General features: G+C 57.6%; 9 protein-coding genes. 4 read left to right on the top strand and 5 right to left on the bottom strand.

The window, feature by feature from the left end:
* Positions 1–331 precede the first annotated feature (331 nt).
* Positions 332–2,986 (top strand): DNA topoisomerase (ATP-hydrolyzing) subunit B, encoded by a 2,655-nt coding sequence (gene gyrB, locus VGM18_02115; protein HEY3971766.1) that lies wholly within the window; start codon positions 332–334, stop codon positions 2,984–2,986.
* A gap of 149 nt (positions 2,987–3,135) precedes the next feature.
* Here the strand turns inward: gyrB and VGM18_02120 are convergent, their stop codons facing one another.
* A complete protein-coding gene (locus VGM18_02120) occupies positions 3,136–5,805 on the bottom strand; it encodes a protein kinase (protein ID HEY3971767.1) in 2,670 nt (889 codons plus the stop codon).
* 201 nt (positions 5,806–6,006) lie between these two features.
* The gene (locus tag VGM18_02125) at positions 6,007–7,530 is read right to left on the bottom strand and encodes a winged helix-turn-helix domain-containing protein (GenBank protein ID HEY3971768.1); all 1,524 of its coding nucleotides are present in this window, start codon (positions 7,528–7,530) and stop codon (positions 6,007–6,009) included.
* 356 nt (positions 7,531–7,886) lie between these two features.
* Here VGM18_02125 and VGM18_02130 point away from each other — a divergent pair, with 356 nt between their 5' ends.
* Complete coding sequence (locus tag VGM18_02130) at positions 7,887–9,557, top strand: choice-of-anchor tandem repeat GloVer-containing protein (GenBank protein ID HEY3971769.1); 1,671 nt, start codon at positions 7,887–7,889, stop codon at positions 9,555–9,557.
* Positions 9,558–9,635: 78 nt separating this feature from the next.
* On the opposite strand, the gene VGM18_02135 is transcribed toward VGM18_02130, so the two are convergent.
* The gene (locus VGM18_02135; protein HEY3971770.1) at positions 9,636–10,808 is read right to left on the bottom strand and encodes a hypothetical protein; all 1,173 of its coding nucleotides are present in this window, start codon (positions 10,806–10,808) and stop codon (positions 9,636–9,638) included.
* Positions 10,809–10,869: 61 nt separating this feature from the next.
* Entirely contained in the window at positions 10,870–11,697 is an 828-nt protein-coding gene (locus VGM18_02140; protein ID HEY3971771.1) for an ATP-binding protein, read from the bottom strand.
* Between the two features lie 311 nt (positions 11,698–12,008).
* Here VGM18_02140 and VGM18_02145 point away from each other — a divergent pair, with 311 nt between their 5' ends.
* Both VGM18_02145 and VGM18_02150 read left to right on the top strand, forming a co-directional pair.
* Positions 12,009–12,302 carry an HU family DNA-binding protein gene (locus VGM18_02145; protein HEY3971772.1) on the top strand — a complete coding sequence of 98 codons (294 nt, stop codon included), beginning with the start codon at positions 12,009–12,011 and terminating at the stop codon, positions 12,300–12,302.
* 88 nt (positions 12,303–12,390) lie between these two features.
* The gene (locus VGM18_02150; GenBank protein HEY3971773.1) at positions 12,391–14,136 is read left to right on the top strand and encodes a CRTAC1 family protein; all 1,746 of its coding nucleotides are present in this window, start codon (positions 12,391–12,393) and stop codon (positions 14,134–14,136) included.
* Here VGM18_02150 and VGM18_02155 read toward each other — a convergent pair whose 3' ends face one another.
* Positions 14,137–15,879 (bottom strand): CRTAC1 family protein, encoded by a 1,743-nt coding sequence (locus VGM18_02155; protein HEY3971774.1) that lies wholly within the window; start codon positions 15,877–15,879, stop codon positions 14,137–14,139.
* Positions 15,880–15,980: the final 101 nt, after the last annotated feature.

Genomic DNA, 15,980 nt, shown 5'->3' on the forward strand with positions numbered 1-15,980 from the left:
GTCCCGCCGGCTGTCGGGAGGGCGTGCTCTCCCTCTCTTGGCGAAGCCAGCTTCCTGCCGAAGTTTTTTTGATAACTCTTTGGGTTAGGCGTTCTCGAAAAGCGCTATTACTCACTCGATTCAAGGCCCTCGAGCGCGCTCTTAAAATCTCGTTTTGTGGTATAATTTTAACAGTCGCAACATAACCCTAAGTATTATGAATTTCAATAACTTGAAGTCCTTTTTGAGGGGCTTTTAAGGCGGGTTGTAACGAGCGGAATTTCCAGCCGGATTCCAGAAATTCGCGACACAGTTTTCAAAGAAAAAAATCGGGACATTTTCGCGGAGCGGAATGGCCACCAAAGAGATTAATACCCCCATCGTCGACACTAAGACAAAAAACGGCAAAGTAACTCCGATCAGTAATCCGAACGGCGACGCACCCAGCAGTGGGAACGGCGACGGCGGCTATAACGCCGATTCCATTAAAGTGCTGGGCGGCATGGAGGCAGTGCGCAAGCGTCCGGCCATGTACATCGGATCGACGGGCGAACTCGGCCTGCATCATCTCGTTTACGAAGTTGTCGACAACTCGGTCGACGAAGCGCTAGCCGGTTTCGCCACCAAGATTGAAGTCACGATCCATCTCGATAATTCGATCACGGTCATCGACGACGGGCGCGGCATTCCTGTCGATGACATGGTGATTGATGGAGAGAAAGTTTCCGCAGCGCAGGTGGTGATGACCACGCTGCATGCGGGCGGAAAATTCGATTCCTCAACTTACAAGGTTTCCGGCGGATTGCACGGCGTGGGCGTCTCGTGCGTGAACGCGTTGAGTGAATATCTGGAGCTGGAAATCTGGCGCGACGGCGCAACCTGGCAACAAAATTATTCCAAGGGCGACCCGACCAACAAACTGCACAAGACTGGCGTCGCCAAAGTGAAGACCGGGACCAAGGTTCACTTCCTGCCCGACCGCACCATTTTCACCGAGACACAATACAACTACGACACGCTGGCGCAACGCCTGCGCGAACTCGCGTTTCTAAATAAGGGATTGCTGATCACGCTCACCGACGAGCGCAATACCGACACAAAATCCGGCGAGGCCAAGAGCACGGAGTTCAAGTACAACGGCGGCATCGCGGAGTTCATCAAGCATCTCAATCGCGGCAAACAGGTGCTCCACGACAAGCCGATCTACATGGAAGACGACCGCAACGGCGTTCACATGGAGATTGGCCTGCAATACAACGACGCCTATTCCGAATCGGTCTTCAGCTTCGCCAACAATATCAACACCGTCGACGGCGGCACGCATCTTTCCGGATTCCGCACCGCCCTGACTCGCACGATCAATTACGCGGGGCAGCAGATGGGATTATTCAAGGACGTAAAAGAAAATCTCACCGGCGACGATGTGCGCGAGGGTCTGGTTGCGGTCATCAGCGTGAAGTTGCCGCAGCCGCAGTTCGAAGGCCAGACCAAGGGCAAGCTCAACTCCGACATCGCGGGAACGGTCACGCAGTTCGTGAACGAGCGCTTGGGAGCGTTCTTCGAACAAAACTCTGCGGTAGCGAAGAGAATCATCAACAAGGCGGTCGACGCCGCACGCGCTCGCGAGGCCGCGCGCAAAGCGCGCGATCTTACGCGCCGCAAGGGTGCGCTCGATTCCGGCGGCTTGCCCGGCAAGCTGGCGGATTGTTCCGAGCGCGATCCGAATCGTTGCGAATTATTCCTGGTCGAAGGCGAGTCCGCCGGTGGCACCGCGAAGCAAGGCCGCGATCGCCGCTTTCAGGCGATTCTGCCGCTCAAAGGAAAAATTCTAAATGTCGAGAAGGCACGCTACGACAAGATGCTGGCGCACGAAGAGATTCGCGCCATGATCACCGCGCTCGGCACCGGCATTTCGAAGGAGGATTTCGATCCGACGAAAGTGCGCTATGGCAAAGTCATTCTGATGACCGACGCCGACGTTGACGGCAGCCACATCCGCACACTCTTACTGACGTTCTTCTTCCGCCACATGCAGGAGTTGATCAAGCGGAACAATGTGTTCATTGCGCAGCCCCCGCTGTTCTCGCTGAAAAAAGGTAAGTCGCAGCAGTACATCAAAGACGAGCGCGAGTTCGTCAAAGTGATGGTTAAACGCGCGGCCGACGGATTGAGCGTACGCTATGGCGAAGGCGCTGCAAAAATCGAAGGCAAAGATTTGGCGCGCTTCATGACCGTGTTGGACGAGTATCTGGGGTTCTTCGAAAAACTGGACAAGCGCGTGCGCAACGAACGCGTCACCGAACTGATTCCAAAACTCGATCTGGCCAAGCGCGTCGATTTTGAAGGCGACAAGAAAACCCAGTCCAGAAAAATCGAGCGCCTGGAAAAAGAGTTGAAAAAACTCCAGAAAGACGAAGGCTTCAAGAGCGTCGAGGCGCGCTTCGACGAAGAGCACAATCTTTGGGAAGTAAGCTTCGTCAATAAGCATGGCGCCGAACACGTCATCAATTGGGTGCTGGCCTCCAGCGCCGAAAGCCGTCAACTGATCTCGAAGTACAAACTGATCGAGCCTTATATGGAGCCGCCATTCGTGGTCGAGAAGGTGGCGAAGGCCGCGGCTGCGGCCAGTGACGAGGAGGAAGAACCGGCGGACGAAGGTGCATCCGACGGCGGCGAAAAAGCTGAGAAGAAAGCCGCCAAGCCGATTAAGCGCAAAGCTGAACCCGAAGTGGTGGAGAAGACCAACGTCCGCGACCTGCGCGACTACGTCATCAATGAAGGGCGCAAGGATTTCACCATCCAGCGCTACAAAGGTCTCGGCGAGATGACCGCGCCGCAGTTGTGGGAGACCACGATGGATCCTGAGCGCCGAACTTTGCTGTCAGTGCGGCTCGAAGATATCGCCGAGTGCGAGACCATCTTCACCACGCTGATGGGCGAGGACGTCGAATCGCGGCGTAAGTTCATTGAAGAGAATGCGCTCGATGTCAAGAATTTGGATATCTAGGCGGTGTTACAGTTTAGCGTACGCGCGGGGCCGGATCAGCCTGAGATCCTTCGCTCCGCCTGTAGAACGGCTGCGCTCAGGATGACAGCGCAGTTGAAAACGAACCGAGACTCCGACATGGCCGGCGGAGGTTAGCGATTCGCTTCCGCCTACTTCAACCCTTCCACCAGATACAAATCCGCGAGCATGCGGTGATATCCGAAGATGCAGGTCTTGGCGTCGGGCGTAATCATGATGGGGCCGATCGTCTCGACGCCGGCGGGATCGGAGGGAATCAATTCCCTCCACAGGGTTCGCTTTCCAGTTTGCAGATCGAGGCGGTCGACTCGCGCCGGCAACTCGCCCGGCTGATAAAGGTAGAGCGAATGGCTGTCGCTGCTGAAAGTGATCGGTTGCTCTCCTGAGTTGAATCCCGGAATCAAACGCGGCTCGCCACCAGCCGCCGGATACAAATAACCCTTCTCATCGGGGCCGATTCCCGCCACCCACTGCGAGTCCGGCGAAATCACAAACGCCGTCCCATTCACGCCTTCCGCGGAGATCGGCTGATTCTTTCCCGATGCCACATCCAGAACGTATAGCCGCACACCCTTGCCTGGCTCGTTCCCTGTAAAGAGGATGCGCTTGCCATCGGGAAACCAGTGGGCCCACGCGTGGTTAATGTTGTCGTTAGTAAGCGGCTTGGCCTCTCCGGCGCCGGTGGTGAGCAGCTTCAGTTGAGAGGGCGACGCCTGGCTCTGAGCAACAACCCATTTTCCATCTGGAGAAAGCGTAACGGCCCCGCCTTCGCCCAGCAGAACCGCCGGAGAACCGTCGGTCTTGCGAATGTAAACTGCATAGGACAGGCCGCCGGATTTGGAATAATCGAGGGAACCGCCTCCGCCCTCTTCATCAAACAGCAGGGTCTTGCCGTCGGCCGAGATATCCGCCGGATAGGTATAGTCGAGCCAGGAGAGGTCGTGCTGCTTAGTATCGTCGGCGGTCATTCCGACCAGTTCGCGCCGCCAACTGGCACGCATGAGGAGGACGCGGCCGTCTTTGAAAATGTCGAAGATCATGACCGCGCCGGGCAGGCGCAGGACCATGCGCTCTTTGCCATCGAGAGTGGTCGCATAAAGTGTGCGATCCACGCCCGACTTGCTGGCCGTGAACCAGATTTCTTTTCCGTCTGGCGACCACGCCAGGCCTTGAATCGTGAACCATTCACCGGATAGCGTCTTCTTGTTACCCGCCAGATCGATGACGGCGAGTGAGCCGCTATCATCGCCCTGCACAGGATGGTCGATGAAGGCGATCAGATCTCCCTTGGGAGAAAAACGCGGATGCCCGATCCAGCCTCCGGTCTCGTAGAGTGGCTTGCCGACCGGATATTCCAGCCGATTGCGCCCGCCGAAGTCGCGCACGACTACCAGGTTGCTGCCGTCAGCCGACCAGTCAGCCCACTGCACATGCTCCAACACTTCGCGCGGCGCACCGCCCACCAGCGGGGCTCGGGCCAGAGTCCCCATGTTGACCCAGGTACCGATGGCTTTGCTGTTGAGCAGGACAGCCATTTCCGAAGCGGAAGAAACTGAAACGAGTTGCGTGCGGCTCAGCCCCATGGAGCGAGCTTCGGGAGCTTCCGGACGTGCGGTAAATACGTCGACCGGAGTGCCCTGCCATGCCGCGCTGTAAAGAATGGTTTGTCCATCGGGCGCGAAGCGCGCAGAGCGAATGCTGCCGCGACGGAATGTCAGCTGGCGGTAGGTTGGGGGCGGTAGCGGCGCGGAGGAGAACAATTGTTTCCCTGCATATAGTCCTGCTGCCGCTGCTAACAGCACGCCGACTGCGAGCAGCGGCCAGAAGGAATTCTTTCGCTCCGTAACCACGGTCTTCAGGCCCGAGGACTTCGTGCCGGGGATGCTCGCGACGGTGACCGGGGTCGAATCCTCGGCCATCACCCCTGTGCGCGAGGAATCGATGGAGCGCTTGATGCGCTTCAGGTCGGCGCGCATTTCGGCGGCGGTCTGGCAACGCATCTCGCGATCTTTTTCCAGGGCCTTGCTGATGGTTTCTTCCAGCTTGGGCGGAAGCTCGGGGTTCAGCCGATTGGCGGCTGTTGGCATGCGATTCAGAATGGCTTCCGTAATGACCGCCGATGTTTCTCCGCGGAAGGGCAGGACACCGGTGGCCATCTCGTACAGAACCACGCCGAAGGAGTACAAGTCGGTGCGGCCATCCAGATCTTTACCGCGCAGCTGCTCAGGCGACATGTAAGCGACCGTGCCAACGGCGGTTCCGGGATTCGTCAGGTCGAGGCTGGTGGCATCGGCGATGGTCTGCGAATCGCCACTCGTCGGGCGAGCGGCTTTCGAAATTTTCGCCAATCCGAAATCGAGAATCTTGGCGTGGCCGCGGTCGGTTACGAAAATATTCGCCGGCTTGATATCGCGATGCACAATCCCTTTGCTGTGTGCCGCGTCCAGCGCGTCGGCCACTTCAATCGCGAGCGTGAGCAGTCGCTCCTGCTCCATCGGCCGGCCTTCGACGGTGTGCTTCAAAGTCTGGCCGGTCAGGCACTCCATCACGATAAAGAGATGCCCCTCGTGCTCGCCGATCTCATGAATCGTGCAAATGTTGGGATGGTTCAGGGAAGAAGCCGCGCGCGCCTCGCGGCGAAAGCGTTCCAGAGCCTGAGGATCCTCCGACGCGTCATCCGGAAGAAATTTAAGCGCGACAAAGCGGCCGAGCAGAGTGTCTTCCGCTTTGTAGACCACTCCCATTCCGCCGCCGCCAAGGAGTTCGGTGATCCGGTAGTGGGAGACGGTTGTGCCGATCATGGCTTGCCCATATTCTGCTGGCGACGATTTTCCGCCCAGAGTTGCGCTTCCGCAAGGACTGAGGGCCGAGTCATCTTAGGAGGAATTGTCGCCATCCGTCAATGGCGGCGCTCTTTCCCCCCGCCCACTAACGCCGGTATTGGTGCTTCACTCCAGCGATCGGCGCAATCGAAGAATTAATCTCTCGTGCCCTTTGTGCCCTTATTTCACCGCTGGCAGGCCAACGCTTGCGAGAAGTTCTTGAAACGCCGGAACCGAATGCAGATTGTCGAAGGCGGCGTCCACTGCTATGTTAACGGTCTCGTCGCTGTGCCGCTCGTAACACGCTTGCAGATACTTGAGCGACTCTTCCGTGTTTCCCAGGCGGGCATAGGTTTCAGCGAGAAAGAAGGGTGAAAGTTTTCCCTGAGCGTAAGCTCTCTTCTGCTGGTTGAGTTGGCCTTCGAACAATCCCTGTGCGCCATGGGCGGCAAAGCCTTTTTGTGCGGCTTCGGCAATCGCCGAAAGAGAGGCGTCGTGCAGCAGACGCGCTTCCTTTTTCATTTCCGACAGATAGCCGGGGTAGTCGCCAATTTCTGTATACGCAGCCCTTAAATAGCGGTGGGGAGAAACCGAGTCCGGATCGGCTTGTTCGAGCTGCCGCAGGAGGTGGAGAGCCTCGCCGTGACGCCCGGCATTCCAAAGCAGGATGCCCTTATCCGCGAGAATGGAAGAAGAATTCGGATCGAGCGCCTGGGCACGGTCGATCTCATTCAGCGATTCGTCGAAACGGCGGACGGACTGTAGATACGTCGCGTACCAGTGATGAGCGTTGGCGTTGTTGGGGTCGAGGTCGATGGCGCGGCGAAATTCCTCGTCAGCCGTGCCCGCATCCCACATCCCGAAGTAGGAGACGAAGGCCAGCGAAGCGTGGGCAGCCGAGGAATGGTCGTCGAGTTCCACCGCTTTTTTGGCCGCCGCCAGAGCGCGCGGATAGGCTTCAGTGGCGGGCATCATGGTGTATTCGCGCAGCAGGTTGTAGCAGTCGGCCAGACCGACGTATGCGTCGGAATAATTAGGGTCGTGAACTATGGCCTGAGTAAACGAATCTACGGCCTGGTTCAGACTCTCGGGCGTGCGCTTGTTCCAGTAGAAGCGGCCTTTGAGGTAGTAATCTTCGGCCTCGCGATTGGCGGCGTGATGCTGCACTCCGCCTGCCGGAATTGGCGATCCGGATTTCGCGCCAGCCTTCGCGTCTCGATAACCGGGGCGGTAAATCCAAACCGCGAAGACAAGCGCCACGACCGGGAGGGCGAAAACTAGTCCGCGCCAAGAAGAGAGACTTGGCGGCTGCGGAACTTGCGGCGGAGTTTTCGTCTGCTTATCGTTCTTTGATTCCGACTTTGATTCCGAAACCGCGTCGGGGCGATGCATGGGCGCGATCCAGCGATAACCGCGGCGCTCAACCGTCTCGATGAATACCGGGTTGTCGGCAGAGTCTCCCAGTGCGTCGCGCAGCCGCCGAATCGCGCTGCTGATCCCCTGATCAAAATCCACGAAGACGTCTTCCGGCCACAGGGATTGGCGAAGCTCATCGCGGCTAACGATTTCGCCCGGACGGCTTATCAGCAAAGTCATGGCGCGAAAAGGCATCTCCTGGATGCGGACCTTAACGCCGTTCCTGAGCAGTTCGCCACCGCGGAGGTCGGCCTCGAACACGCCAAACCGAACCTTCGCGGAAGACACTTGTGAGAAACCCATAGAAGAATGAGTGCGTGGGGGAGTTTTCAGTCTAGCATCCAATCGCTGGCCGGAAACTGGCCCGTTCGGGCCCTGCCGGAAGGTGCCTCCGTCGCGCATTCGGTCCCCGCAACTCGCTACAAACAAATCTCTTATCTCGTCATCCCCGCGTCAACCACGCGTGATCTCTAGACCATTGACCAGGCACCCAGGTTAGGCGAGAGTCGGCGTGCGTTCGCAGTCGTCTCTGCCACGTTAGCTGTAGGGTGAGCGCTCTACGAACCTCGAGCAGTTCCTCCAAGACTTACGAGATGAAACACAGCTCAGGACGACAACCAGCATTACTCCCAAGGAGAGAGTCGATGAATTCGCTTTACCGCAGAGTCAAGAGGAACTTCCGCAGAAGCGCGATTGCGATCACCGTGCTCATGATCGCCGCTCTCTTCGTTGCCGTGGCCATTCCGGCGCAGGCGCAAACCGTCAGCACGCTCTACAACTTCGCCCCCAATAACAACTCGGAGCCCACCTTTCCGCAGGGAACCATGGCGCAGGGACGGGACGGGAATTTCTATGGAATTTCCTCATCAGGAAACGGTTGCTGTCAGGGGATCGTCTACAAAATATCTTCCGCTGGAGTGCAAACCCCGCTATACGTAATGGCGCCGAGCGACGGAACCAATTGCAACGGGCTGACCCTTGGCACCGACGGCAATTTCTATGGCACCTGTTACAGCGATCCCACGAACAACGGCACCTTGATCAAAGTGACGCCCACGGGCACCTTTACCGTGTTGCACACTTTCACGGGGTCGACTACCGACGGATGCGATCCGCTCGCGCCCCCGATCCAGGGAACTGACGGGAACTTCTACGGAACCACGGGCTTTTGCGGGGCAAACGGTCTCGGCACGCTGTACAAGCTAACGCCCGCGGGGGCCTACAGCCTGCTGTATAGCTTTCAAGGTCCGCCGAATGACACGGCGCTGCCTCTGGGCCTGATTCAAGGTAGCGACGCAAATTTCTGGGGTATGGGCAACGGCTGGATCATTAGCGAAGGTGGGGTTTTCCAGATTTCGGCCGCCGGTAAGGAGAGTCTGGTCTATACGTTCAAGGGCGGACCCACTGACGGCCAGAATCCCTATACCAGCCTGACCCAAGGCTCCGACGGCAACTACTACGGGACCACGGAGTCTGGTGGCACGGCACAACTCGGCACCATATTCAAATTGACGCCGACCGGCGTGGAGACGGTCCTTTACAACTTCCCGAATCAAACGGACGGCGCGTATCCGCGGCTGCCGTTAACGCAGGGTCCGGATGGCCTTTTGTATGGCATGGCAACGGATTGCGCCGCCGGAGGCTGCTCCCAGGCCGGGCTATTCGACATCACGACGAAGGGCGCATACGACACCCTCTACCTTTATCCGCTAGGCGGATCGAACAGCGTCCAGCCCTTCGCTCCGCTGTTGCTTGCCACCAATGGCACGCTTTACAGCACGACCGCCCAGGGCGGCACCGCAAGCAGCGGGTCGTTCTACAGTGTGAGCACGAAGTACAGCCCGTTCATTTCGCTGGTCAACGTCAGAAGCGGCAAAGAGGGAGCTCAGGTCGGGATTCTGGGCCAGGGCTTCACCAAAGCGTCCGTAGTGAAATTCGGGGGGGTCGTGGCCACCACGGTCAAGCTGAGCGGCAGCACGTTCATTCAGGCCACGGTTCCCGCCGGGGCACTGACTGGGGATGTAACGGTGACGACCGGCAAGACCACACTATCTACGCTGGCAGCTTACAAGATCACTCCGACGATCCTCAGCTTCACTCCCCCAAGCGGGCCGGTTGGCACGTCGGTGACGATCACCGGCACTGGCCTCACGCAAACCACGAAGGTGACATTCAACAAAGTGTCGGCCACGTTCACTGTGAACTCGGACACACAAATCACGGCAACTGTTCCGACAGGAGCCACCACAGGCAAGATCGCGGTGACCACCAAGGGCGGCAGCGCCACCAGCTCCACAAGCTTCACCGTTAACTAGCGGTGTAGATCCGAGGTTGTGTAGGACTCCGGAGCGCGATCCTTTGGGGGGACCGCGCTCCGGAATCTCGGTGAGTTCTCAGGTTGCGGCATTTGGGGTCTCCGGAAGTTTGGTGGCTTCCGGTTCCGGCTTTTCTCCCCGAAACACGCGCGAGATTCCACGCACGATACGGCGCATGGGCAGTTCCCCTTTCGCGTCGGCGAAAAAGATTTCTCCGGTCCGGCTTCCACGGTAGTACCAGCGCTTGAGCAGGGCCAGGTGTTCCATCGTTTCAAGCGCGGCCCTTCCTTCTATCGGCGGAAGGGAATCCAATGCCTGCTGCACTCGCGATTCCATGGATTGAGATTTCGCATGCTCCGCGGATTGGATCGCGAAAGGAACGGGGCCAACGATGCGGCCGCAGTCAATGCGAAAGAACGTGACCGTCCCTGCGGGTTGACTTGGCTGAATCATTAAAGCCGATAGGCGGTCGAGCCGGTGCACGATTTCGGGAAGCTGACTCAGGATTGGCTTCAGTTTTTCCGCCCGCGCATGAATCGCCGCCGCGTCTTCAAACGCGAGCCGCGCAGAGGCAGCCTCCCGCTCCGCTGCGAGTTCGCGGGTCAGAGATTCTCCCGACGAATCGAAATAAGCGTGTACTCGGTTTACTTCCGCCGCATATTCCTCGTCGCTGCATCCCTTGAAGCAGGGCGCGAGGCACATTTTCATCTCGGAATAAATACAGCCGGGGAATTTGGGGTCAGGATGCAGATCGTCGACGCAGCGCCGCATCTTGAAGAAGTCCAGCGAATCGTTCATGAATTTCTCGGCCGCAACGCGCGATACGAACGGGCCGTAATAAAGCGAATCACCGCCGGGCCGACCAAGTCGCGTTGTAATCGAAGCTCGCGGGTACTCGTTTTCCAGGTGCAGTTTCACCAGCGGGGCGAAGCGAAAGCGCATGCGATTGGAATAGGTCTTGGGAAACACCGCGCGCAGGACGGAATAAAGCAGGAATCCCGATTCGAAATCGGATCCAGTGGGCGCGTATTCGATCGATCGCACCCGGTCGCGGAGGTTGAGTTTCTTCGTGCGCTCCTCGACTGGCCCGAGCAGCCGTTGTAAGCGCCGCCGCAGGTTCGCGGTCTTGCTGACATAGGGCTCGGCCTGCGCATCCGCTCCCCGCAGCAGGAATACAGCCGGAGCCGCAGGGACCGCGGTAAAGACAGCCGCATCCAGTTCCGGCGCAAATTCCAGCCGCTCAGTCAGCACAAAATCATTTTAGTGGATTCGTCCGTGGAGAAAGGAGTTCGTGTTGGTAACGAGCCTCGGGTTACCGAAAGCTCGCGCTCTTAACCCGCTCCCGGTAATCCGCGCCTTCCATGGTAACGATGCGGCACATCTCAAGAAGTCGGGACCTCATGCGATCTCCAATTCGATCGCCCAAGGTCTCTCGCTCCGCAGCATACTTTGCGGCCTCTTTGCTCTGACTGCTAACGTGGCTTCCCAAGCGATCTCGTTCGGGCAGATTGGGATAATTCGTCGTAATAATTGTGGTACGGTTGTCGTTGTATCGGGTGTTCAGGATCAGGCTTACCGTGTCCCAGACCCACTCGGTGGGTCTGACGGCGCCCAGTTCGTCCAGCACCAGGACTTCAGTTTCAAACACGGGTCGAAGTACATCCAGCTCTGTCGTTTTGACCGAGGCATTGTAGGAGTTTTGAATCTCCTTCAACAATTCGCGGTAGTCGTAGAAGAGGCAGGCAATGCCCTTGCCCACAATAAGCTCTTTAATCATTCCAACCGCTAAGTGGGTTTTGCCAACCCCGATCGTTCCGATCACCAGCAGGCCAGCATTCTCGATCGGATATTCCTCTACGAACTTGCAAGCCGCCATTCGAGCCGGAGCCAGACAACGATACGGGCCATCAAAGTCAAAATTGGACAACTCGCAATGCTCGTATCGCCGCGGAATTCGCGCAGCTGTCAACAAGGTTTCCCCCCGCGCCCGTAACTGGCAATCGCAGCGCGTGACGCGGCGATCATTCTTGCTTCCAGCCGCTCCGCCTGTCACAGTTTTCCACCCTGTACCCTCGCAAAGCGGGCATACAGCAGCGGGAGCTTTCATCACCTTCATCCCCTGAGTCTCTTCGAGCTTCATTCCGGCAATTTCCCTCTGTTTCGACTTTGCACCCAAGGGCACCCGGTGCGCAAGCCGCAAAACCTGTCTGCCTGTGTACATCCTGTGAACCGGGACGCTGGCCTGTGGAGGGCTTCGGAAAACCATACCCGATGGCTGCGAAATGCCGCTTCCCTTGCCCCAATTCGGGCCCAGGGAGTGCGAAACAGGCTTCCCGAGCGGATTTTCACAGTTGACATTTCTTGCAGAGGGAGCACAATACTTAGCGGTCAGGTTTCCCAACCCAGCCAAAGCGAGCATCTGTCCCGGTTTCGGCTGGGCACCAAAGAGACCTGCGAGGAGAGACTATGAATAAGGCTGATCTGGTTGACAAGATCGCAGGCGCATGTGAAATCAGCAAGGCGCAAGCCACGACCGCCATTGATACGGCCGTGGACAGCATCACCTCCGCCCTTCGCAAGGGCGATCGCGTGGCTCTGATAGGCTTCGGCACCTTCTCGGTATCGCAGAGAAAAGCGCGCAACGGCCGCAATCCCCAAACTGGCGCCACGATCAAGATTGCTGCCCGCAAAGTCGCGAAGTTTAGTCCAGGAGCCGAACTCAAGAAGTCGGTGAACAAGAAGTAGGTGGCGGCAGGTGTGCAGATCGTACGATTCAGATCGCACGATAGACGATCGCAGAACGGCAGGGGATCGGCCCTGCCGTTTTTTCTTTGTGATCGACTGGTTGTGCCGCGCTCTAATCTCGGGTTTCCTGCTCCTCTCCTCGCCGCTATGGGCGCAAAGCCCCAAGGCGCCTGCGACATCCTCCGCGCCCATCGCCACATTCGTCGACATCGCCGAAGAAGCCGGACTCACGGCGCAGAACGTTTTTGGCGGTCTCGACACCAAGAAATACATTATTGAAACCACTGGAACTGGCGTCGCAATCTTCGACTACGACAATGACGGCTGGCCCGACATCCTGCTGGTGAATGGCACGCGACTTGGAGCAGCGAAGCTCGGAGGCTTTCCCGCTGGACAGAGTCCCACGAATCATCTCTATCGCAATAATCATGACGGAACTTTCAGCGATGTGACCGCCCAATCCGGTTTAGCCGGCAGCGGCTGGGGCCAGGGCGTGTGCGTCGGCGACTACGACAATGACGGGTGGGAGGATGTCTACATCACCTACTACGGCAAGAACCGCCTCTACCACAATCAGCATGGAGTGTTCACCGATGTTGCCGAGAAGTCCGGAGTCGTGGGATCGGGCAAGGCGTGGGGAACGGGTTGTGCGTTTGTTGATTATGATCGCGATGGGCATCTTGACTTAATCGTCGCGAATTACGTGGACTTCGACCTGGCCACCGCGCCGGCGCCCGGAGAGCGCTCCACCTGCATCTGGAAGGGCGTTCCGGTAATGTGCGGCCCGCGCGGCCTGCCCGGCGGTAAAAACATCCTCTACCACAACCGCGGCAACGGCACGTTTGAAGATGTCAGCGTCAAAGCCCGCATCGACCGCACTGACGGACACTATGCCTTTAGCGTTTCGACGTTCGATTTCGACGAGGACGGATGGCCCGATATTTACATCGCCTGCGACAGCACCCCCAGCATTCTCTATCGCAACAATCACGACGGCACTTTTACTGATTTGGCAGTCACGGCGGGCGCGGCATTCAATGAAGATGGCCGCGAACAGGCCGGCATGGGCTCGACAATTGGCGATTACAACGGCGACGGCCACCTCGACATTTTCAAAACCAATTTTTCCGATGACACGTCGACCCTTTACAAGAACGGCGGCGACGGAACCTTCACGGACTCCACCGCTGCAGCGGGCCTGGGCCTCTACACGCAATATCTGGGCTGGGGAACTATGTTTCTCGATTTCGACAACGATGGCTGGCCCGACTTGATTCTCGTAAACGGCCACGTCTATCCGGAAGTCGACAGTCAGCACCTGGGCAGCAGCTATAAAGAGCCGCGCATTCTTTTTCACAACAATGGCGACGGTACTTTCACCGACATCTCTGCCGCGGCCGGAGCAGGAATCACCGCGGTTGCTTCGTCCCGCGGCTTGGCGGTCGGCGATCTGTGGAACGACGGTCGAGAATCGGTCATCATCAGTAACATGAACGCCGTGCCTAGCTTACTCGTCAATCACGTGCACAATGTGAATCACTGGGTGGCGATTCACACCGTGGGCACGAAATCGAATCGCGATGGCATCGGCGCTCGTATTCGCGTGAAAACCGCAGCCCGCATCCTGGTCGATGAAGTGCGCAGCGGCTCGAGCTACATCTCGAACAGCGACATGCGCGTCCACTTTGGCTTGGGAAAGGCCGACAAGATCGAATGGATTGAGATTCGCTGGCCCAGCGGATTGACCGAGCGATTCCCGAATCTTCCGGCAGATCAAATTTACACGCTCAAAGAAGGTTCGGGCACCGCCGAAGCGGAGACGAAGAAGCAATGACTACTTCTTGGCTTTAGGATCTTTCGTGAATTGCATGGTGCGTGTAATCCCCTCGCCTTCCTTTACGTAAATCACCTGATTCACTTTGACGTCTTTGAGCACATCCACCCGCCCGCTCGGCCAGTGAACTTCGAGCGCATCAACCTTCTCAGCCTTCCCCAATCCGAAGTGAACCCGCAGATCATTCTGCGAGAAGTATCCGCCGCCACTGCGCACTTCGTCGATCTGCTGATGAGGTTTTGTTTCGCCGGCGACATGAGTCACGCATTTCAGACGAGCGCCAATTCCGCTCCGATTCGATTTCGTTCCGATCGTGCGAATCTTGATCCAGTTGTGCTCGAGCTTTGTGTCGCAGCGCAGCAATTGCGGGTAGTCGTTTACGGTGTTGATAACGACATCGATGTCCCCATCATTGTCGAAATCGCCAAATGCCGCGCCCCGTGACGGACTCGGTTCAGAAATTCCCGGCCCGGCCTGCAAGGACACGTCTGCGAAATGGCCGTTGTGCAGATTCTGATAGAGCAACTTGCGCTGCGCGTAACCCGCCTCAGTTTTGAGTTGCTCGACTTCAGGATACACATGCCCGTTGCAGATCAGAATATCGGCCCAGCCATCGTTGTCCATATCAAAGAAACCGCATCCCCAGCCGAGATATTGCGTATGTGTGCCGAGTCCGGCGGTGAACGTTGCATCTTCGAAACTGGCGCCACCCACATTGTGATAAAGCGACGGCGTGTCGCCGGCGAAGTTGGTTTTGACCAGATCGAGATTCCCGTCAAGATCGTAGTCGGCGGCAGAAATACCCATACCGGCTTGCGGCTTGCCGTCGGGACTGAGTGCGCATCCGGCTTCAATGGCGATGTCCTGGAATTTCCCATTTTTCTTGTTTTGGTAAAGCGCACTCGCGGTCGAGTCGTTGGCCACATAAATATCGGGCCAACCGTCATTATCCAGGTCTGCCGTCAGCACGCCCAGGCCGTAGGTTCCATTCGCGTTCAGAATGCCTGCCGCTTCCGAGACATCGCTGAACGTTCCATCGCCGTTGTTGTGGTAAAGAATGTTCTTGCCGCCCTGGAGTCCGGGCGGTCCGCACGCCACCATCACGCTTTTATAGAGGCACGGACCCGACTCGGGCACGGGGGCCGTTGCCAAATCCAGGTCGATATAGTTCGCTACGAACAGATCAAGCCGGCCATCGCGATCGTAATCGACGAAGGCGCAGCCCGTATTCCATCGCGTGCCTTTGCCCGCCACGCCGGCCTTCTGGCTGACATCGCTGAATGTGCCATCGCCATTGTTGTGATACAAAACGTTCTTTCCGAAGTAGGTGACAAATAGATCGTCCCAGCCATCATTGTCATAGTCGCCGATGCAAACGCCTTGTCCCCAGCCAGAGTGCGCGACTCCGGCCTTCATGGTGACGTCGGTGAATGTCCCATCGCGATTGTTGCGAAACAAATGCGAAGTGGGTTCGGCACCAACCGGAAAACCCTCCAGCCGCGAGCCATTCACCAGAAAAATGTCGAGCCAGCCATCGTTATCGTAGTCGTAAAAAGCGACACCGCAGCCCGTGGTTTCCAGCAGGTATTTGTTTTTATGCTCACCGCCGAAAATCGTTTTGGCATTCAGTCCAGATTCGCGACCAACATTGACAAAGCTGATCCCGAGATCTTGCTCTTCTTTCATCGAAGCAGTCTTATCCTGCGCGGGCGCACCGGCGTGCAGCCAGCGCGGACGCGCCATCGCCAAGACGCTTTCCAGGGAAAGCACCAAGGCCGAACGGCTCAGAGATTTTAAAAAAATGCGACGTGAAGGGAACAAGAGGTCGCTACCTGCCCACTCGG

The organism is Candidatus Sulfotelmatobacter sp. (assembly GCA_036500765.1).
Lineage (GTDB): Bacteria > Acidobacteriota > Terriglobia > Terriglobales > Acidobacteriaceae > Sulfotelmatobacter.

Bases quoted from the DNA above. Each gene is read 5' to 3' on its own strand.
- VGM18_02155 (HEY3971774.1), bottom strand. From the start codon at position 15,879: ATGGCGCGTCCGCGCTGGCTGCACGCCGGTGCGCCCGCGCAGGATAAG.
- VGM18_02140 (HEY3971771.1), bottom strand. From the start codon at position 11,697: ATGAAGCTCGAAGAGACTCAGGGGATGAAGGTGATGAAAGCTCCCGCT.
- VGM18_02120 (HEY3971767.1), bottom strand. From the start codon at position 5,805: ATGATCGGCACAACCGTCTCCCACTACCGGATCACCGAACTCCTTGGC.
- gyrB (HEY3971766.1), top strand. From the start codon at position 332: ATGGCCACCAAAGAGATTAATACCCCCATCGTCGACACTAAGACAAAA.
- VGM18_02130 (HEY3971769.1), top strand. From the start codon at position 7,887: ATGAATTCGCTTTACCGCAGAGTCAAGAGGAACTTCCGCAGAAGCGCG.